This is a genomic window from Pseudomonas sp. Irchel 3H3 (genome assembly GCF_900187635.1).
In the GTDB taxonomy this organism is placed as follows: Bacteria; Pseudomonadota; Gammaproteobacteria; order Pseudomonadales; family Pseudomonadaceae; genus Aquipseudomonas.
Genome location: NZ_FYEC01000007.1, coordinates 95,789 through 114,490 on the forward strand (window position 1 = coordinate 95,789; position 18,702 = coordinate 114,490).

An 18,702-nucleotide genomic window follows, 5' to 3' on the forward strand; every position below is an offset into this window, starting at 1 on the left:
TTGCTCAGGCCTTGAGGGTCGCCATGTCGATGACAAAGCGATACTTCACATCACCGGCGATCATGCGCGCATAAGCCTCGTTGATCTGGCGGATATCGAGCATTTCGATGTCACAGGTGATCCCGTGTGCAGCGCAGAAATCCAGCACTTCCTGGGTTTCGGCAATGCCACCAATCAGCGAGCCAGCGAGGACCCGGCGGCTCATCACCAGTTTGCCGGCGTGGACCGGTGGATCGATGGGTTCAATCAAGCCCACCAGGATGTGCACGCCGTCAAAGCGCAGGGTGTCGAGGTAGGGGTTGAGGTCGTGCTGCACCGGGATGGTGTCGAGCAGGAAATCGAACTGTCCGGCCGCCGCTGCCATCTGCGCGGCATCGGTGCTGACGATCACGTGGTCGGCCCCCTGGCGACGCCCTTCTTCAGCCTTGCTCGCCGAGCGAGTGAACAGCGTCACTTCGGCGCCCATGGCCTTGGCGAACTTGATCCCCATGTGGCCCAGGCCTCCCATGCCAAGAATGCCGACCTTGTCGCCAGACTTCACGCCGTAGTGCTTGAGCGGCGAATAGGTGGTGATACCGGCGCAGAGGATCGGTGCGGCGCTGGCTGCGTCCAGTTGCGGCGGGATGCGCACCACAAAGTGTTGATTGACCACGATGCTGTCGGAGTAGCCGCCCATGGTGTTGCTGCCGTCGACCCGGTCCGGGGTGGCGTAGGTCATAGTCGGGCCTTCGCGGCAGTACTGCTCCAGGTCAGCCTGGCAGGCTTCGCAGTGGCGGCACGAGTCGACCATGCAGCCGACGCCGACCAGGTCGCCGACTTTATGTTGGCTGACGTCGGCGCCGATGGCTGTGACCCTGCCGACGATCTCGTGGCCCGGCATCAGCGGGTAAACGGCAATCCCCCATTCGTTGCGTGCCTGGTGGATGTCGGAGTGGCAGACGCCGCAGTAGAGGATCTCGATTGCGACGTCGTCAGCTCGTGGGCTACGACGTTGGAATTGCACGGGGGCGAGGGGAGTGGTGGCCGACTGGGCGGCGTAACCGATGGCGGTGTACATGATGAACCTCGCAAATACAGTGACAGGAGAGGCGGCGCATTCTGGGCGCCAAGGCGGTCAACGGCCATGGCGATTCCTCCGGGTGTCATGCCTAATCCTCCGGCATCGGCCTGCCAAGGCTCGCATTGGCGAGCAGACCTGCGATGATGCTTTCATCCCATTTTTGCGAAGTTTTTCCTATGTTGCTGACCCGTCATCTCGACGCCAATGCCAGCCTGGTGGCGCTGATCGAGCCGCTGGCCACCGGTGATGGCTTCACCCCGACCGCGTTGCCCGGCGTGCAGGTGCTGCGCGCCAGTTGCGACGTTGCCCGCGGCCCTCATATCTATGAGCCGAGCCTGATGATCATCGCCCAGGGCAGCAAACTGGCGTACCTGGGGCCGCGGACCATGGAGTATGGGGCCGGGCATTACCTGATCCAGGCATTGCCGGTGCCCTTCGAATGCGAAACCTATGCCTTGCCCAATGCCCCCTTGCTGGGGGTCTCGGTGGCGATTGACCGGGTGCTGCTGGGGGAGTTGGTGCTGGCCATGGGGCTGGCGCCAGGGCGGCCCGGTGCCGCACAGACACCCGAGTCGATGACCTCGGTGGTGCTCGATGACGGCATGCGCGGTTGTGTCGAGCGGTTGTTGTCGTGCCTGCACGATCCGCTGGAAGCTCGGATCATGGGGCCGGCGCGCCTGCGTGAATTGTTGTTCACCGCCCTGCGCGGGCCCCAGGCCGATGTGCTGCGGGCGCTGGTGGAGCAGCAGGGCCAGTTCGCCCGCGTCGCGGCGTCGATCAGCCATCTGCATGCGCACTACAACGAGCCGTTGAACGTCGAGACCCTGGCCAGCTGCGCCAACATGAGCGCCTCGACTTTTCATGAACACTTCAAGCGCAGTACTTTGTTGTCGCCGGTGCAGTACTTGAAGCGCCTGCGCCTGCTCAAGGCTCAGACTTTGCTGGTGGCCGAGGGCCTGGGCGTGGCGCAGGTGGCGCACCGGGTCGGTTATCAGAGCACGTCGCAGTTCAGTCGCGAGTACAAGCGCTACTTCGAGCGCAACCCGGGAGACGAGCGCGCCGCTTGACCCAGCCGTGCGCTGCTCGGCAGCTGCTACCAGAGCTTTATTGCAGGCAACAAAAAGGCCCCCATTCGGGAGCCTTGATGTTCAGGCATACGGCTTACATGTTCGGGTAAGTCGGTCCGCCCGCGCCTTCCGGCGTCACCCAGGTGATGTTCTGCGCAGGGTCCTTGATGTCACAGGTCTTGCAGTGCACGCAGTTCTGGGCGTTGATCTGGAAGCGTTTCTCGCCGTCTTCCTTGGTGATCACTTCATACACACCGGCCGGGCAGTAGCGCTGCGCAGGCTCGTCGTAGAGCGGCAGGTTCTTGCTGATCGGGATGCTCGCGTCGGTCAGCTTGAGGTGGCACGGCTGCTCTTCTTCGTGGTTGGTGCCGGAGATGAACACCGAGCTGAGCTTGTCGAAGCTGAGTTTGCCGTCGGGTTTCGGGTAGTCGATCTTCTTGCAGTCGGCCGCCAGCTTCAGGCACGCGTAGTCTGGCTTGGTGTCGTGCAGGGTGAACGGCAGCTTGCCGCCGAAGATGTTCTGGTCGAGCCAGTTGACCCCACCGCCGACGATCGCGCCGAACTTGTGGATCGCTGGACCGAAGTTGCGGCTGGCGAACAGTTCTTCGTACAGCCAGCTTTTCTTGAAGCTGTCGACATAGGCCGTCAGTTCGTCGCCGCCTTCGGATTCGGCGAACAGGCGATCAGCCACCGCTTCAGCCGCGAGCATGCCGGACTTCATCGCCGTATGGCTGCCTTTGATCTTGGCGAAGTTCAGGGTGCCCAGGTCGCAACCGATCAGCGCGCCGCCCTTGAAGACCATTTTCGGCAACGAGTTCAGGCCGCCTTTGCAGATTGCCCGGGCGCCGTAGCTGATGCGCTTGCCGCCTTCCAGGTATTGCTTGAGCACCGGGTGATGCTTGAGGCGCTGGAACTCGTCGAATGGCGACAGGTAGGTGTTGCTGTAGGACAGGTCGACGATCAGGCCCACGACCACCTGGTTGTTTTCCAGGTGATAGAGGAACGAGCCGCCGGTGTTCTCGGTGCCCATGATATCCAGCGGCCAGCCGGCGGTGTGGACCACCAGGCCAGGCTGGTGCTTGGCCGGGTCGATTTCCCAGATTTCCTTGAGGCCGATGCCGTAGTGCTGGGCGTCGGCATCGCTGTCCAGGTTGAAGCGCTTGATCAGTTGCTTGCCAATGTGGCCGCGGCAACCTTCGGCGAACAGCGTGTACTTGCCGCGCAGTTCCATGCCGGGGGTGTACAGGCCTTCTTTCGGATTACCTTCGCGATCGACGCCCAGGTCACCAGTGATGATCCCGCGGACCACGCCATTTTCGTCGAACAGGGCTTCCTGTGCGGCGAAGCCGGGGTAGATTTCCACGCCCAGGTTCTCGGCCTGCTGGGCGAGCCAGCGGCACAGGTTGCCCAGGGAGATGATGTAGTTGCCTTCGTTGTGCATGGTCTTGGGCACAAAGAAGTCAGGAACCTTGACGGACGCCTCGGGGTTGCGCAGCACATAGATGTCATCGCGCACGACCGGGGTGTTGAGCGGGGCGCCGAGCTCTTTCCAGTCCGGGAACAATTCGTTCAGGGCTCGAGGTTCGAACACCGCGCCGGACAGGATATGCGCACCGACTTCGGAGCCTTTTTCGACCACGCAGACGCTAATTTCCTTACCGGCTTCGGCGGCCTTCTGCTTCAATCGGCAGGCGGCGGAAAGACCAGCGGGGCCGGCACCGACGATGACCACGTCGAATTCCATGTATTCGCGTTCCACAGGTTATCTCCTACTCAAGGCTCAACAGTTTTTTTTCTAATTGGAGGTTTGGTGTAGCCTCGATCAATTGCTCTGCCCTGTGGGCAGGAGGACAATCGAGGGCCCACCTTTCTCTCTAGGTGGCGCATTATATCTACACCACTCTCAGCGTCCAATACAAACGTTTGTTTGAAATTGCTGGAAGCCAGATAAATCAAAGAAGCGCGGCTTATAACTGACCATTTTGCCGTATTGACCGGAATAGGCGTTCCGGTCAAGATACGGGCGGTTTTGCGCTCGCCGTAGGCTGACTGTTGGTTTCAAGAGCACCTCTAAAGACAGGGCGAAGGCAGTACAAGGTGATGCGCAATGTGGGTTCGCGGCGAAGTCTACACGCTGTGAAAACGAATGACTTGTCAGTCACCGCTGACGAACGGTCATTTGCCTCCTGAGCAGGATTACCCGATACACAGGCCGGCGTTTTTAGAGGTGCCCTTGTGCCCGATGAGCATCAACCGCCAGGTTCGCCTAGGCGACTTTCTTTTCACCGGAGAGTAACGAGGAATCCATGAAGGTTCTTGTAGCTGTCAAACGAGTGGTCGACTATAACGTCAAGGTCCGCGTCAAAGCGGATAACTCCGGCGTCGATCTCGCTAACGTCAAGATGTCGATGAACCCTTTCTGCGAAATCGCAGTGGAAGAAGCCGTACGCCTGAAAGAGAAAGGTGTTGCGACTGAAATCGTCGTCGTCTCCATCGGCCCGTCCACCGCTCAAGAGCAACTGCGCACCGCGCTGGCTCTGGGTGCCGACCGCGCCATCCTCGTCGAATCCGCCGAAGACCTGACTTCCCTGGCCGTTGCCAAGTTGTTGAAAGCTGTTGTCGACAAGGAACAGCCGCAGCTGGTGATCCTCGGTAAACAAGCGATCGACAGCGACAACAACCAGACTGGCCAGATGCTCGCTGCATTGAGCGGCTACGGTCAGGGCACCTTCGCTTCGAAAGTCGAAGTGTCTGGCGACAGCGTTGCCGTGACTCGTGAAATCGACGGCGGCGCGCAGACAGTTTCCCTGAAACTGCCAGCCATCGTCACCACCGACCTGCGTTTGAACGAGCCGCGTTATGCGTCCCTGCCAAACATCATGAAAGCCAAGAAGAAGCCGCTTGAAGTGCTGACTCCGGATGCTTTGGGCGTTTCCACTGCCTCCACCAACAAGACCCTGAAAGTCGAAGCGCCGGCTGCACGCAGCGCGGGTATCAAGGTCAAGTCGGTGGCTGAACTGGTCGAGAAACTGAAAAACGAAGCGAAGGTAATCTAATCATGACTATCTTGGTAATCGCTGAACACGACAACAAGGTTGTGGCCCCGGCCATCCTGAACACCGTGGCTGCCGCTGCGAAGATCGGTGGCGACATCCACGTCCTGGTCGCTGGCCAGAACGTTGGCGCGGTGGCTGAAGCCGCTGCGAAAATCGCTGGCGTGGCAAAAGTGTTGGTGGCCGACAACGCCGCCTACGCACACCAACTACCGGAAAACGTAGCGCCATTGGTTGCCGAGCTGGGCGCTGGCTACAGCCACATCCTGGCTGCCGCCACTTCCAACGGTAAAAACATCCTGCCGCGCGTTGCCGCGCAGCTGGACGTTGACCAGATCTCCGAGATCATCTCGGTAGAAAGCGCTGACACCTTCAAGCGCCCGATCTACGCCGGTAACGCGATCGCCACCGTGCAATCGAACGCCGCCGTAAAAGTGATCACCGTGCGTGCCACCGGTTTCGACCCGGTTGCAGCTGAAGGTGGTTCGGCTGCTGTTGAAGCGGTTGCTGCTGCTCACGATGCTGGCACCTCCAGCTTCGTTGGCGAAGAGCTGGCCAAATCCGATCGTCCGGAACTGACCGCTGCCAAGATCGTCGTTTCTGGCGGTCGCGGCATGCAGAACGGCGACAACTTCAAACACCTGTACGCCCTGGCCGATAAGCTGGGCGCTGCTGTCGGCGCTTCCCGTGCCGCGGTTGACGCAGGTTTTGTACCCAACGACATGCAGGTCGGCCAGACCGGCAAGATCGTTGCTCCACAGCTGTACATCGCCGTCGGTATTTCCGGCGCGATCCAGCACTTGGCCGGCATGAAAGACTCCAAAGTGATCGTTGCGATCAACAAGGACGAAGAAGCGCCGATCTTCCAGGTGGCTGATTACGGCTTGGTGGCGGACTTGTTCGAAGCCATCCCTGAGCTGGAGAAGCTGGTCTAATCCAGCGGCTTCACTTATAAAGAGCCCGGCCTTTTGGCTGGGCTTTTTTTTGTCCGCGAGTTGAGAGTGGAGACATACGCCATGGATTTGCGTCGCTTGAGCGGTTGGTCGATGTTCCTCGGCCTGACCCTATTGCCCCTTGTATCGAACGCTGCCGGCAAATGCGAACGCCTGGTGGTGACCGGCAGCCCCGATGCACCGCCCTATCTGTGGCAAGACCCGCAGGACCCCGTGCACCTGATCGGCGCCAATGCCGACTTGCTGCAGCAGGTGGCAGCGGAGTTGGGGCTCAAGGTCGAGTTGCGTTATGCCGGCAAGCGCTCCCAGGCGCTGGAGGAGGTGCGCAGCGGGCGCATCGACATGCTGGCGGACGCTCCGCTGGCGACCGGGCAACTGGAGGCGCTGGACTACATACACCCGGCGCTGACCAGCAATGACTACCTGGTATGGACCCGTAATGGTTCGACGCTGGACTACAGCGAGGCCAAGGATTTGAGTGGGCATCTTGGCGCGGTGTCGCAGCAGGCACGGCTGACCCAGGATTTCGCAGCGTTCGCGCAATCGCAACTGACCCTGGTCAGTACGCCGAACCTGACCCAGGCGTTTCAGAAATTGCTGCTGGGCGAAGTGGAGTTTGTGTTGGCGGGGCGGTACGCCGGGATGGCCATGACACAGACCCTGAGTATCGCCAACGACGTGCAGGCTTACGCCCAACCGGTGGATAAACCCGGGCTGTTTCTGGCTATTTCCCACAACTCGGCGTGCAACGATCCATGGTTGCGCGGACAGTTAGCCAAAAAGATGACAGAATTGCCCGCGTCCGGTCTGACTGAGGCCGTGCTACAGCGCAATCTGGAGCGCTGGAAAGCACAATTGAAACAGCCCGTCAGCACCCCAAAACAGTAGGGATTTTTAGTGACTATTCGACCTCTTTTCGCTGCCCTGGCCGTCACGGCTCTGGCGGGTTGTGCAGCCGATCCGGCGCCGAATGAACAAATGCGTTTGACCGGGCAGGCCCTGGAACAGGCGACCGCGGTGGGGGCCACCGCCGAGGAAGTGCCGGAGCTGAAGCTGGCAGAAGGTAAGTACACCCAGGCCAAGGCCGATATGGCCGACCAGTCATTCAAGGATGCCCGTGTGCAGGCCGAGCAGGCCGAACTGGATGCACGCCTGGCCGAGGCCAAGGTCCTGACGCTTAAAAGCCAGGAGCAACTGAACGTTCTCAACACCCGCATCGCGCGCTTGCGCAAGCAGTTGGGAGACGCCCAATGAAGCTTGCGAATGGCGTCCTCGGCGGCCTGCTGCTGGCCAGCCTGTACGGGTGTGCGGGCCAGCACAGCGATGTGGCATTGCAACAAGCCTATAACGACTTCCAGAAGGTCAAGGAAGACTCCAACGTATTGCGCATCGCGCCCAAGGACGTGATCCGGGCCGGTGAATCCTTGGCCCGGGCCGATCGCCTGTCCAGCTATTGGGGCAGTGGCGCCGATGTGCAGCACTATTCCTACCTGAGCCAGCGTTACAGTGAGATTGCCCGGCAACATAGCGAGAAAGTGCTCAACGAAGAGCGCGCAGCCAAGCTCGAGCTGGAGCGCCAACGCCTGCAACTGGCATTGCGCGAGGCCAAGTTGCTCAGCGTGCAGCAGCAGGGCAAATGGCTGGAAGAGCAGATCATCAGCCTGGCAACTACCCAGACCGATCGCGGGCTGGTGATGACCCTTGGCGATGTGCTGTTCGACACTGGTGAGGCGGAGCTCAAGAGTTCGGCCAATCGCACGGTGCTGAAAATTGTCCAGTTCCTGCAGCTCAACCCCAAGCGTGTCGTGCGCATCGAGGGTTACACCGACAGCACGGGCGGCAAACAGGAAAACCGCAAACTGTCCCGGGACCGCGCCCAGGCGGTGGCCGACATGCTGATGGACCTGGGTGTTGACGATAAACGTATTCAAGTCGAAGGTTATGGCGATGAATACCCGGTAGAGGCCAACGCTTCCGAGCGGGGCCGGGCGCAGAATCGCCGGGTGGAAATTGTGTTCTCCGACGAAAAAGGCCAGCTCGGCGCTGCCCGCTAAGGTCAGCGTTACTGGAAAGCCCGGCACCTGTAGAGGTGCCGGGTTTTTTTTGGCCTGCCAATCGGCGCACAAAACAGTACAGTTTTTACTGACACTGGGCTGTACGGTCGACTATTGTGGCAACTGTCCCCGTACACTTCTAAACTGTGCCGGTATAGTTCTCTACAAAAATAAAATGCCCGTGAAATCGAGTGCTGCGTCATGACCAATCTTTTGCTCTATCAACGTATCGCTCAGCAGCTGGCTGAGGATATCCGGCGCGGCGTGTATCAGCCTGGCGAGCGTGTGCCTTCGGTGCGCAAGATGAGCTCGCAGCTCAATGTCAGCCATGCGACGGTGCTCCAGGCCTATGCCAACCTGGAAGACCAGGGCCTGATTCGCGCACGTCCGCAGTCGGGTTACTACGTTCACCAGACCCCGGCCCTGACCGCGCCGACCCCGGATATCGCCCGGGTCGAGCGCCCGGGCCTCGTGACCCGCAGCAGCATCATCCAGCAAGTGTTGGTGGAGTCACGCCGCGAAGGGGTGTTCCCACTGGGCGCCGCTGTGCCCAGTGTCGACTATCTGCCGGTGCGGGCGCTGCATCAGCAACTGGCCAAGGTCACGCGTTTTCACAGTCCGCGGGCGTTCAGCTACATGTTCAGTCCCGGTTTCGAGCCCTTGCGCCGCCAGGTGGCGATTCGCATGCGCGACGCCGGGGTGGTGGTCGACCCATCCGAAGTAGTGATCACCCACGGTTGCGTCGACGCCCTGCAGATGTCCTTGCGCGTGCTGACCCGCCCCGGTGACCTGATTGCCGCAGAGTCGCCGACCTATTACGGCCTGTTGCAACTGGCCGATCTGCTCGGCCTCAAAGTCATCGAGATTCCCAGTGATCCGTCCACCGGCATGAGCCTGGAAGCCCTGCAACTGGCCGCCAACCAGTGGTCGATCAAGGCCCTGGTGCTGACCACCCGCCTGAGCAACCCCCTGGGTGGCACTATGCCGGAAGAGCGGCAGAAACAACTGCTGCGCCTGGCCTCGGACTTTGATATCCAGGTGGTTGAAGACGATATCTACGGCGAATTGATGTTCGAGCAGGGGCGCACCAAGTCCCTCAAGGCCTATGACCGCCTGGATCGGGTGATCTACTGCTCGAGTTTTTCCAAGACCCTGTCCCCCGGGGTGCGCATCGGCTGGATGATCGCCGGCAAGTACCAGCAGGAAATCCAGCGGCTGCAGACCTTCAGTACCCATTCGGCCTGCAGCGTCACGCAGATGGGCATCGCGGCCTACCTGGAGAACGGCGGTTACGATCGACACCTGCGCTACATTCGCCAGGAGTATCGCAAGAACCTCAGTGCGTTCCAGCTGGCAGTGCAGCAGTATTTCCCCGAAGGCACCCAGATGACCCGACCCACTGGCGGTTTCATCCTGTGGGTCAGTTTGCCGGGACGGGTCAATACCCAGGAACTGCACGTGCGGGCTTTGCAGCAGGGGATCAGCATCGCCCCAGGACTGATTTTCAGTAACACCGAGCAGTTCAACCACTGCATTCGCTTGAACTGCGGCATCCCCTGGAACCGTGAAGCCGAGCGAGCCTTGATGACACTGGGCATGCTCGCGACCCAGCTGTGTCAGGAAACCGCGAGCGGTTTTTGAGGCATCGCCGGGGCTGATCGAGATGGGCGCTTGTCAGCGCCCCTGCAACAGGCGAGCATATGGCCCTCTGCCGTTAGTGCTGTAGGGGTTATGAAAGCGATTTTTCCTGTTGGTCTGGTGTTGGTCTGCTTGCTGAGTGTGTTTAATTGGGGGAGCGCGATAGCGGCGACGACCCCGGATAAAGCGGTTTCCAGTACGTCAACGACTAAGGTGGCACCCACCACGCCGGTCAAAAAAGTCGCGCCCGTGAAAAAAACGGACGCTGCGAACAAACCCGTTGCGCACAAGCCACGCCCGCCGATTGCCTCGAAATCCAAGGCCGCCAGCGAAGTGGTGCGCACCACTGAGTTACCGTCCACCAATATCGACCTGAGCCTGCCTCCGGAAATGGTCCGCCAGTTGCAACCCATTGGCACTGTCCCGATCGTCAAGCGCGCACCTTTGCTGCCGCCACTGTTCGAGGAAAAACCCAAGGAAGAAAGCAAGTTCCAGCTTAACGGCCGGCTGATTTCCAACGAAATGCAATTGCAACTGCGCAACGAAGAGCGCCGGGAAATCGAAGGCGCGGCCCTGGAATTCCAGTTCAATCAGTAAAACCCGACGGCAGGTGTGACCTGGCGAGCTGACACTTTGTCGCAAGACTGATCAGTCACGCGTATTTGCGCGAAAAACCCCTGGGCGGCCAATTTCAAACGGCTGTTTAAGCGGGTACTCTAGTCCCCGTCATTCCACACTCCCGAGGAGCTTGTCGTCATGAAATGCCGAGAAGGCTGTGGCGCCTGCTGCATTGCCCCTTCCATCAGTACACCGATTCCCGGCATGCCCCATGGCAAGCCCGCGGGCGAACGTTGTGTGCAACTGTCTGTCGATAATCTGTGCAGTATCTTCGGCCAGCCCGAGCGTCCTGCCGTCTGTGGCGCGTTCCAGGCGGATATCGAGGTCTGCGGCAGCAGCCAGGAACAAGCCATCACGCTGATCGGCTGGTGGGAGCAAATGACCGCGGCGTAGTGTGTTCAACGAACGGAACTTCAACAATAAGGAACAAGACTATGGGTTCGCTGCATCGTATCGCTGTGCTGTGTGGGTTGAGCGCTGTTCTGGCCTCCACCGTGGTTCAGGCCGAAGACTGGAAAGTTGCCAAGAACGAAGACGGGATCAAGATCTCCCTGAGTGAAGTGCCGGGCTCCGACTACAAGTCCTATCAGGGCGTTACCCTGATGAAGACCACTGTTGCCAAGCTGCGGGCGCTGCAGGAAGACGTGGCCGGGGCCTGTGCCTGGATCCACGAGTGCAAGAGCCAGAAACTGCTCAAGCACGAAGGTGACCAGAGTTGGACCTACACCCAGTTCAATACCCCTTGGCCGGTGACTGCGCGTGACTCGGTGCTGCATATCACCACCGTCGATGGCGCCGATGGCAGCCTGACCCGCAACCTGGAAGGCGTGCCGAAATACATTCCGGAGGAAAAGGGTTTTGTCCGGGTAACCGAGGTCAAGGGCTTCTGGAAGTTCGTGCCCAAGGGCGATCAGGTCGAAGTGACCTATCAAGTGCACACAGAGCCAGGTGGTAGCGTGCCGGCGATGGTCGCCAACAAGTTTGTGGTCGATGCACCTTTCGAGACCCTCAAGGCCCTCAAGGAACGTGTCGAGAAGTAAGCACGCCTGTTCCAGGCCATCGGAACAACAGGGTTGGTGATAGCAACCCTGTTGCCAGGGCAGTTCTTCGAGGGGCAGGGAACGAATGCCCGGCGACCCGGGTCGAGATGGAAGTAAGCCCATCTACGGGTTTTATCGAGGAGGCACCGATGCAAAAGTGGGAAATCACCTTTGTGGATGATCATGGTGTGCAAAGCGTCGAACGCTTCGACTGCGAGCACCAACCTGACATGGAAAAGGCCGCGCAACTGATTCGCGCCAAACTTCTCCCGGTTCCGGCCGAGCTGGATCTCAATGACCTGGAAGGTCGCACCGACGACCCGACGCTCAAGAGCCTCAAAGATCAGAACAGCATTCAAATCCTCAGCATCTCCCCGATTCCATAATCCCTTCTGTAACCAGGCCTTGGCACGCGCTCCGAGTTGGAGCTACTCTGCAAGCGAGATCAGCGAATGGATCGCTAAGGTCTGGTCTTGTCAGCTACATGCTTGTGTCCCGGCGGCAATCTGATTGCCGTAGCGCCTGCACCATTCGGTTGCCGGCGCGTGGAGTACGGAAAGTCTATCCATTGGAAGTAGGAGGACGTTTCATGAGCACAGCCTATCAAGAAGACATCAGCAGCAGCGTGCTGCGCCGCATGAAAGAAGGCGGTTTTGATTTTTCACGGTTCCATCCCATCGAGTTCTACGCCATTTTCCCCGACGAGGAGGGGGCACGCAGGGCGGCAGGACAATTTCGCGGTGAATCCTTGAATGCACAGATCAGTGTGCGCGACGACGGTGCCTGGTACCTGGAACTGAGCAAGGTGATGTACGCCACCTACGGCGGCATTGGCGATTTTGAACAGGACTTCGAGGCGGTGGTCGAGCCTTTGGGGGGAATCATCGAAGGTTGGGGCGTCAAGCAGGAGGTACGAGGGCAACTCGCATAACACTATGAATAGCGACAACACTCAGCGACGGCTGACCCTTTGGGTCGGCCGTTTTCATTTGGGCTGGGGCAAACGCCAGGCAAAAAAAAGCCACCTGAGCAGGTGGCCAAAAGGGAAGAGGGGTAGCCAGCAAGCGAGCGGTGCCGCTTGCTGCGTGATGGGCCAATTATCCGCGTGCCTGGGCGGGCAGTGAAATGAACTATGGCTATGCTGCTAATAGCCATAAGCATTGCTTCGCAATGAAGCGCGGGCGATCAGGTGGGGGCGTTTGCTGCACGGGATTGGTGCGAAGCCTTCGGGGTGGAAATCCAACTGATTGATACTAAAGGGTTTATGCCGCTGGCACGGGCCTTGCGATGCCAAGGTGTCCGGGTGACAAGGAGTACGGCATGATCCGCACCTATTTTGATGAGATGTACGATGCCAGCGGCCAGGTCCGCGCGCATTATCGAGAATTCGCCCGTTGGCTGGCCCAAACGCCTGACGAGCTGCTGGCTCAACGCCGACGCGAGGCCGATCTGTTGTTTCATCGCGCCGGGATTACCTTCACTCTCTATGGCGACGAGCAGGGCACCGAGCGCCTGATTCCCTTCGACACCATTCCGCGCAGCATCCCCGCCAGCGAGTGGCGGATTGTCGAGCGTGGCTGCATCCAGCGGGTCAAGGCGCTGAACATGTTCCTCGCCGACCTCTATCACGAACAACGCATTATCAAGGCAGGCATCATCCCGGCCGAGCAGGTGCTGGCCAACGAACAGTACCAACTGGCCATGCAGGGCCTGGACCTGCACCGCGACATCTACTCGCACATCTCCGGGGTCGACCTGGTGCGCGATGGCGACGGCAGCTACTACGTGCTGGAAGACAACCTGCGCACCCCCAGCGGTGTGAGCTACATGCTCGAAGACCGCAAGATGATGATGCGCCTGTTCCCTGAGCTGTTCGCGGCCCAGCGTATTGCGCCCATCGACCACTACCCGAACCTGCTGCTCGACACCCTGAAAAGCTCCAGCCCCATCGATAACCCGAGCGTGGTGGTGCTGACCCCGGGACGCTTCAACAGTGCGTTTTTCGAGCACGCCTTCCTGGCCCGGGAAATGGGCGTGGAACTGGTGGAAGGCGCGGACCTGTTCGTGCGTGACGACAAAGTCTTCATGCGCACCACCGATGGCCCCAAGGCCGTCGATGTGATCTACCGGCGGCTCGACGACGCCTTCCTCGATCCGCTGGCATTCAACCCGGACTCGATGCTCGGGGTTCCCGGCCTGCTGGCGTCCTATCGCAGCGGCAATGTGGTGTTGGCCAACGCCATCGGCACGGGTGTGGCGGATGACAAGTCGGTGTATCCGTTCGTCACCGAGATGATCCGTTTCTACCTCGATGAGGAGCCGATCCTGAAAAACGTGCCGACCTGGCAGTGTCGCAACCCGGCGGAACTGTCCCACGTGCTGGCCAACCTGCCCGAGCTGGTGGTCAAGGAAACCCAGGGTTCCGGCGGCTACGGCATGTTGGTCGGACCGGCAGCGACGGCGGCCGAGATCGAACAGTTCCGCGCACGGATCAAGGCCAAGCCCCATGCCTATATCGCCCAGCCGACGTTGTCCCTGTCGACCTGTCCGACCTTCGTCGAGAACGGCATCGCCCCGCGGCATATCGATCTGCGCCCGTTCGTCTTGTCGGGCCGTGAAACCCGGGTGGTGCCTGGGGGCCTGACCCGCGTCGCCCTGCGCGAGGGCTCTTTGGTGGTCAACTCCTCCCAGGGTGGCGGTACCAAGGACACCTGGGTTGTCGAGGATTAAAGGAAGCTTGCCATGTTGAGTAGAACTGCCTCGGATCTGTACTGGATGTCGCGCTACCTGGAGCGGGCGGAAAACCTCGCGCGGATGCTCGACATCAGTTATTCGCTGTCGTTGATGCCGCAGGACGGCCGCGGCGATGGCTTGCATGAACTGGCGATGCCCTTGTTGATCACCGGCACGCTGGACGACTACCTGGAGCGCCATGGCGCGTTGCACGCCGAGCGTTTGCTGCACTTCTTCGCCCTGGACGCCGCCAACCCGGCCAGCATCTATAGCTGTCTCGGGGCCGCGCGGGCCAGCGCCCATGCGGTGCGTGGGCGGATTACCGCCGACATGTGGGAAAACATCAACGCCACCTGGCTGGAAATTCGCGGGATAGCCGAACAGGGCCTTGGGCGTTATGGCATGAGCCGGTTCTGCGAGTGGATCAAGGAACGTTCCCACCTGTTCCGCGGGGCTTCCTACGGCACCATCATGCGCAATGATGCGTTTCGCTTCATTCGCCTGGGCACCTTCATCGAGCGGGCCGACAACACCTTGCGCCTGCTGGATGCGCGCTACGAAATGGCCGGCGATCAGGGCGAGGCGGTCAGCGATGGCACCGCCCACGCCTACTACCAGTGGAGTGCGTTGCTGCGGGCCTTGTCGTCATTCGAGGCCTACACCGAAATCTATCGTGACGCGCCCGGCGCCCAGCAGGTCGCCGAGTTGTTGTTGCTGCGAGCCGATGTCCCCCGTTCGTTGCGCGCCTGCACCGAGGAAATCGACCAGATCCTTGCCCAGTTACCAGGCGCCAACGGCCGTCCAGCCCAGCGCCTGGCGGCGGAAATGGACGCGCGCCTGCGCTACACCGGCATCCAGGAAATCCTCGACGAAGGCCTGCATGCCTGGTTGACCGAGTTCATCCCGCTGGTACGCCAGTTGGGCAATGCCATACACAGTTCCTACCTGGAGGCTGCATGAGACTTTCCATTAGCCACGAGACCACCTATCACTACGAGGACCAGGTGCGGGCGAGCATTCAGTATGTGCGGTTGACCCCCCACGACAGCGAGCGCCAGCACGTGCTCAGCTGGCAACTGGAGTTACCGCGACCGGTGCGTGCGCAGCTCGACCCGTTCGGCAACATCCTGCATGTGCTGACCCTGGACGAGCCCCACGAAGCCATCATCATCGGGGCGCGCGGGCAGGTGGACATCGATGAGTTGCGCGAGGCCGAACACGAGAGCCAATCGGCCCTGCCATTCCTGCGCTTCACCCGCCTGACCGAGGCCGACGAGGCCCTGCAGGCCTTTGCGACACAACAGTGTCGGCAACGGCGCGACCGCAGCGCGTTGATCGACCTGATGCATGGCCTGAACCAGTACATCACCTACACCCCAGGCGCCACCGAAGTGCAAACCAGCGCCGCGCAAGCCTTCGCCGGCCGTGCCGGGGTCTGTCAGGACCATGCCCACACCTTCATCGCCTGTGCCCGCAGCCTGGGGATCCCGGCGCGTTATGTGTCGGGCTACCTGTACAGCGAAAGCAGCGAACACCTGGCCAGCCATGCCTGGGCCGAAGCCTGGCTGGACGACGCCTGGTACAGCTTTGACGTGACCAACCAACTGGCCCGTCCCGAGCGCCACCTGAAGCTGGCAGTGGGCCTGGACTACCTCGACGCCTGCCCGGTACGCGGCATGCGCCGCGGTGGCGGTTTTGAACAGATGCACGCCAAGGTCTTCGTCTCGCCGCTGCCGGCGCCGGTGATGTCGGTGCAACAGCAGTAGGCGGCGTGCCTGCATCGCGAGCAGGGCTCTTGCGGTGATCAACAGACCTTGTGGGAGACATCCGCGCGCGCTCCGCCTGCTCGCGATGGGGCCACCCGTCAGGGTTTCACCTTGCGCCCCGCCATATGCCGCAAGTACGCCACCAACTGTGCCAACTCTTCATCCTTCAACACCGCCTGGGAGAACCCCGGCATCTTCGCCTGGGGCCATTGGCGCAGGCTTTGCGGGTCGCGGATGTAGCGTTCGAGAAACTGCGCGCCAAAATATTCGGTAGGGCTGTAGGGGATGTTCAGGTCCGGTCCGAACTGCGCGTCACCCGCGCCGTTGAGGCGATGACAGGCCAGGCAGTTTTTCTGGAACAGGGCAAAGCCCAGGTTGATCGGGTCACGGGTGGGGAGGGCAGGGTCCGGCAGCAGGGCCGGGAAACGCTCGGCGACGGCGGCCAGGCGCTTGATGCTGGCGACCTGGAACGGCCATTGCTCAGGGCTGATCCCCGCGGCCTGGGGGTGAGTCCAGACCAGGTAGAACGGACCCGCGCTGGGTTTGCCAGGCGCCAGTGCCGGCCACGGATGCGCCGGGTCTTCAATGGCCAGCCAGGCCTGGGCGCCCTGTGTCGCGAGCAAGGGGGCCGCCGCCAGCTCTGCGGCGAAACCATCCAGGGCCACGGCCTGCAGGTGATGGTCGGCCTTGACGCCCGTCAGCAGCGCTGCCAGTGGCACCGCTCGGTAGTCCATGTCGCGTTTGTAGGAAACGTCGTCAGCAACACGGATGGTCTGTGCCAACGGATGGTGCAGCAGCTCCTCGGTCTGCCAGGTGCGGCTGTCGGCACCCAGGTCGAGCACCAGTTGTGCGGCATGCAAGGGCGTGCCGAGGAGCAAGGCTGCAAGCAGAATCAAAGCTTTCACGTGATAGCCATCCGGTCGTGGTCATGCCGCCAAGGTTGGCACAAGCACACGAGGGCGAACAGTAAGGTGTCGCAACACTTGGCGTTGGATCAGCCAATCACCTTGGTCAGGTTCGGCAGAATCAACAGCAGGGTGGTGGCGAAGAGAATGAGCCCGGCTTGACGCACTTTCGATTGTTTGAACATGGCTGACCGCCTTTTTTGTTATTTCCTGAGCGTCGAATGCTTGCCTGCAAATCTCCATCGGCAAAGCGCTGTAGGGTCCAGCTACCGGGTGCCTCGGCAAAACCCGACGACAACCTCGTAAGCTTTACCTTAGGGGCCACGCGGGCTGTGGCTTAGATCCATTTCATATCAGCTAAGCGCAAATGGCATCTAAAAAGGCATGAGGCCTATTGCCATCTGCGTGGTCGCCCTTTTGCTAGACAGTTCGCTGACCTGAAACGGTTAACCCAATTGCTGTCGACCGTTCGTCTGAGCATGAGCGTCAAGGCCATTGAGCGTATCGGTCATTGAATCCCTCACCCGTCGGCCTAAGGTGGACACTCATTGATCTTTTACCTGCCCGCCAGTACGAGGATGTCATGACCCAAGCTTTGATTTTCGATGCGATACGCACGCCCCGTGGTCGTGGCAAGGCCGATGGTGCCTTGCACAGCGTCAAGCCGGTGAACCTGCTGGCGGGCCTGCTGGGGGCGCTGCAACAACGTAGCCAGCTCGATACCAGCCAGGTTGATGACATCGTGCTCGGGTGTGTGACGCCGGTCGGCGACCAGGGCGCCGACATCGCCAAGACGGCCGCCCTGGTAGCCGATTGGGATGTCAGCGTCGCTGGCGTGCAGATCAATCGCTTCTGCGCCTCGGGTCTGGAGGCGGTGAACCTGGGGGCCATGAAAGTGCGCTCCGGGTTCGAGGACCTGGTGGTGGTCGGTGGTGTCGAGTCGATGTCGCGCGTGCCGATGGGCAGCGATGGCGGCGCCTGGGCGCTGGACCCGCAAACCAACCTGCACACTCACTTCACGCCACAGGGCGTGGGCGCCGACCTGATTGCCACGCTCGAAGGCTTCAGTCGCGAGGATGTCGACACGTTCGCCTTGCAGTCACAACTCAAGGCCGCCCGGGCGCGCGCAGCGGGGGCGTTCAACAAGTCGCTGATACCGGTGCAGGACCAGAATGGCATCGTGCTGCTCGAGCAGGATGAATTCATCCGTGCCGACACCACCCTTGAAGGCCTGGGCAAACTCAAGCCGAGCTTCGAGATGATCGGGCAGATGGGCTTCGACGCGACTGCGTTGCGGGTCTACAGCCATGTCGAGCGGATCCGTCACGTGCACACCCCGGGCAACAGTTCCGGCATCGTCGACGGGGCGGCGCTGATGCTGATCGGCTCCGAAGCCAAGGGCAAGGCGCTGGGCCTGCAGCCACGGGCACGGATCGTCGCCACCGCAGTCACCAGCACCGACCCGACCATCATGCTCACCGGCCCCGCACCGGCGACCCGCAAGGCCCTGGCCAAGGCCGGGTTGCGGGTCGAAGACATCGATCTGTTCGAGGTCAACGAAGCGTTTGCCTCGGTGGTGCTCAAGTTCATCAAGGACATGGCCATCGATCCGGGGAGGGTCAACGTCAATGGCGGCTCGATTGCCATGGGGCATCCGCTGGGCGCTACCGGCTGCGCGATTCTCGGCACCTTGCTTGATGAGCTGGAAGCGCGCCAGCAGCGTTATGGCCTGGCCACGCTCTGTGTCGGTGGCGGCATGGGTATCGCCACCATCATCGAACGCCTCTGAGCCCCCTGACTTCAAGGAAACATGTT

Annotated in this window: 19 protein-coding genes; 16 read left to right on the top strand and 3 right to left on the bottom strand. The window is 60.8% G+C overall.

Annotated features, from left to right (window positions below):
• Positions 1-4 precede the first annotated feature (4 nt).
• On the bottom strand, positions 5-1,057 hold the full coding sequence (locus tag CKW24_RS10530) for an NAD(P)-dependent alcohol dehydrogenase (protein ID WP_095167668.1): 1,053 nt from the start codon (positions 1,055-1,057) through the stop codon (positions 5-7).
• A gap of 179 nt (positions 1,058-1,236) precedes the next feature.
• Here CKW24_RS10530 and CKW24_RS10535 point away from each other — a divergent pair, with 179 nt between their 5' ends.
• The gene (locus CKW24_RS10535; protein ID WP_095167670.1) at positions 1,237-2,127 is read left to right on the top strand and encodes an AraC family transcriptional regulator; all 891 of its coding nucleotides are present in this window, start codon (positions 1,237-1,239) and stop codon (positions 2,125-2,127) included.
• A 94-nt stretch (positions 2,128-2,221) separates the two neighbouring features.
• Here CKW24_RS10535 and CKW24_RS10540 read toward each other — a convergent pair whose 3' ends face one another.
• The gene (locus tag CKW24_RS10540; protein ID WP_095167672.1) at positions 2,222-3,886 is read right to left on the bottom strand and encodes an electron transfer flavoprotein-ubiquinone oxidoreductase; all 1,665 of its coding nucleotides are present in this window, start codon (positions 3,884-3,886) and stop codon (positions 2,222-2,224) included.
• A 547-nt stretch (positions 3,887-4,433) separates the two neighbouring features.
• Between CKW24_RS10540 and CKW24_RS10545 the strand changes: the two genes are divergently transcribed.
• The 14 genes from CKW24_RS10545 to CKW24_RS10610 all read left to right on the top strand — a co-directional run bounded on the left by CKW24_RS10545 (position 4,434) and on the right by CKW24_RS10610 (position 15,982).
• A complete protein-coding gene (locus CKW24_RS10545; protein WP_003226982.1) occupies positions 4,434-5,183 on the top strand; it encodes an electron transfer flavoprotein subunit beta/FixA family protein in 750 nt (249 codons plus the stop codon).
• A 2-nt stretch (positions 5,184-5,185) separates the two neighbouring features.
• A complete protein-coding gene (locus CKW24_RS10550; protein WP_095167674.1) occupies positions 5,186-6,115 on the top strand; it encodes an electron transfer flavoprotein subunit alpha/FixB family protein in 930 nt (309 codons plus the stop codon).
• 81 nt (positions 6,116-6,196) lie between these two features.
• Positions 6,197-7,021: an ABC transporter substrate-binding protein gene (locus tag CKW24_RS10555; protein ID WP_095167676.1), complete on the top strand. Its 825-nt coding sequence runs from the start codon at positions 6,197-6,199 to the stop codon at positions 7,019-7,021.
• A gap of 9 nt (positions 7,022-7,030) precedes the next feature.
• Positions 7,031-7,387: a DUF4398 domain-containing protein gene (locus tag CKW24_RS10560; RefSeq protein ID WP_095167678.1), complete on the top strand. Its 357-nt coding sequence runs from the start codon at positions 7,031-7,033 to the stop codon at positions 7,385-7,387.
• Positions 7,384-8,187, top strand: a complete 804-nt coding sequence (locus CKW24_RS10565) for an OmpA family protein (protein WP_095167679.1) — start codon at positions 7,384-7,386, stop codon at positions 8,185-8,187. The genes CKW24_RS10560 and CKW24_RS10565 overlap by 4 nt, the downstream gene beginning before the upstream one ends.
• A 201-nt stretch (positions 8,188-8,388) precedes the next feature.
• Positions 8,389-9,828 (top strand): PLP-dependent aminotransferase family protein, encoded by a 1,440-nt coding sequence (locus CKW24_RS10570; RefSeq protein WP_095167681.1) that lies wholly within the window; start codon positions 8,389-8,391, stop codon positions 9,826-9,828.
• A gap of 90 nt (positions 9,829-9,918) precedes the next feature.
• A complete protein-coding gene (locus tag CKW24_RS10575; protein ID WP_095167690.1) occupies positions 9,919-10,422 on the top strand; it encodes a translation initiation factor 2 in 504 nt (167 codons plus the stop codon).
• 159 nt (positions 10,423-10,581) lie between these two features.
• A complete protein-coding gene (locus CKW24_RS10580; RefSeq protein ID WP_095167692.1) occupies positions 10,582-10,836 on the top strand; it encodes a YkgJ family cysteine cluster protein in 255 nt (84 codons plus the stop codon).
• 41 nt (positions 10,837-10,877) lie between these two features.
• A complete protein-coding gene (locus CKW24_RS10585) occupies positions 10,878-11,483 on the top strand; it encodes an START domain-containing protein (protein ID WP_095167693.1) in 606 nt (201 codons plus the stop codon).
• 149 nt (positions 11,484-11,632) lie between these two features.
• The gene (locus tag CKW24_RS10590) at positions 11,633-11,869 is read left to right on the top strand and encodes a hypothetical protein (RefSeq protein ID WP_095167695.1); all 237 of its coding nucleotides are present in this window, start codon (positions 11,633-11,635) and stop codon (positions 11,867-11,869) included.
• Positions 11,870-12,072: 203 nt separating this feature from the next.
• Positions 12,073-12,414, top strand: a complete 342-nt coding sequence (locus tag CKW24_RS10595) for a ribonuclease E inhibitor RraB (protein WP_095167696.1) — start codon at positions 12,073-12,075, stop codon at positions 12,412-12,414.
• Between the two features lie 389 nt (positions 12,415-12,803).
• A complete protein-coding gene (locus CKW24_RS10600) occupies positions 12,804-14,213 on the top strand; it encodes a circularly permuted type 2 ATP-grasp protein (RefSeq protein WP_095167698.1) in 1,410 nt (469 codons plus the stop codon).
• 12 nt (positions 14,214-14,225) lie between these two features.
• Entirely contained in the window at positions 14,226-15,176 is a 951-nt protein-coding gene (locus tag CKW24_RS10605; protein ID WP_095167700.1) for an alpha-E domain-containing protein, read from the top strand.
• Positions 15,173-15,982, top strand: a complete 810-nt coding sequence (locus CKW24_RS10610; RefSeq protein ID WP_095167702.1) for a transglutaminase family protein — start codon at positions 15,173-15,175, stop codon at positions 15,980-15,982. Before CKW24_RS10605 ends, CKW24_RS10610 begins: the two co-directional genes overlap by 4 nt.
• A gap of 98 nt (positions 15,983-16,080) precedes the next feature.
• Here the strand turns inward: CKW24_RS10610 and CKW24_RS10615 are convergent, their stop codons facing one another.
• The gene (locus CKW24_RS10615) at positions 16,081-16,887 is read right to left on the bottom strand and encodes a cytochrome c (RefSeq protein ID WP_095167704.1); all 807 of its coding nucleotides are present in this window, start codon (positions 16,885-16,887) and stop codon (positions 16,081-16,083) included.
• Positions 16,888-17,470: 583 nt separating this feature from the next.
• Between CKW24_RS10615 and CKW24_RS10620 the strand changes: the two genes are divergently transcribed.
• Positions 17,471-18,676 carry an acetyl-CoA C-acetyltransferase gene (locus CKW24_RS10620; protein WP_095167706.1) on the top strand — a complete coding sequence of 402 codons (1,206 nt, stop codon included), beginning with the start codon at positions 17,471-17,473 and terminating at the stop codon, positions 18,674-18,676.
• The last annotated feature ends 26 nt before the right edge of the window (positions 18,677-18,702 follow it).

Bases quoted from the DNA above. Each gene is read 5' to 3' on its own strand.
- CKW24_RS10550 (WP_095167674.1), top strand. From the start codon at position 5,186: ATGACTATCTTGGTAATCGCTGAACACGACAACAAGGTTGTGGCCCCG.
- CKW24_RS10600 (WP_095167698.1), top strand. From the start codon at position 12,804: ATGATCCGCACCTATTTTGATGAGATGTACGATGCCAGCGGCCAGGTC.
- CKW24_RS10590 (WP_095167695.1), top strand. From the start codon at position 11,633: ATGCAAAAGTGGGAAATCACCTTTGTGGATGATCATGGTGTGCAAAGC.
- CKW24_RS10595 (WP_095167696.1), top strand. From the start codon at position 12,073: ATGAGCACAGCCTATCAAGAAGACATCAGCAGCAGCGTGCTGCGCCGC.
- CKW24_RS10545 (WP_003226982.1), top strand. From the start codon at position 4,434: ATGAAGGTTCTTGTAGCTGTCAAACGAGTGGTCGACTATAACGTCAAG.
- CKW24_RS10555 (WP_095167676.1), top strand. From the start codon at position 6,197: ATGGATTTGCGTCGCTTGAGCGGTTGGTCGATGTTCCTCGGCCTGACC.
- CKW24_RS10570 (WP_095167681.1), top strand. From the start codon at position 8,389: ATGACCAATCTTTTGCTCTATCAACGTATCGCTCAGCAGCTGGCTGAG.
- CKW24_RS10585 (WP_095167693.1), top strand. From the start codon at position 10,878: ATGGGTTCGCTGCATCGTATCGCTGTGCTGTGTGGGTTGAGCGCTGTT.
- CKW24_RS10620 (WP_095167706.1), top strand. From the start codon at position 17,471: ATGACCCAAGCTTTGATTTTCGATGCGATACGCACGCCCCGTGGTCGT.
- CKW24_RS10605 (WP_095167700.1), top strand. From the start codon at position 14,226: ATGTTGAGTAGAACTGCCTCGGATCTGTACTGGATGTCGCGCTACCTG.
- CKW24_RS10580 (WP_095167692.1), top strand. From the start codon at position 10,582: ATGAAATGCCGAGAAGGCTGTGGCGCCTGCTGCATTGCCCCTTCCATC.
- CKW24_RS10535 (WP_095167670.1), top strand. From the start codon at position 1,237: ATGTTGCTGACCCGTCATCTCGACGCCAATGCCAGCCTGGTGGCGCTG.
- CKW24_RS10530 (WP_095167668.1), bottom strand. From the start codon at position 1,057: ATGTACACCGCCATCGGTTACGCCGCCCAGTCGGCCACCACTCCCCTC.
- CKW24_RS10575 (WP_095167690.1), top strand. From the start codon at position 9,919: ATGAAAGCGATTTTTCCTGTTGGTCTGGTGTTGGTCTGCTTGCTGAGT.
- CKW24_RS10565 (WP_095167679.1), top strand. From the start codon at position 7,384: ATGAAGCTTGCGAATGGCGTCCTCGGCGGCCTGCTGCTGGCCAGCCTG.
- CKW24_RS10610 (WP_095167702.1), top strand. From the start codon at position 15,173: ATGAGACTTTCCATTAGCCACGAGACCACCTATCACTACGAGGACCAG.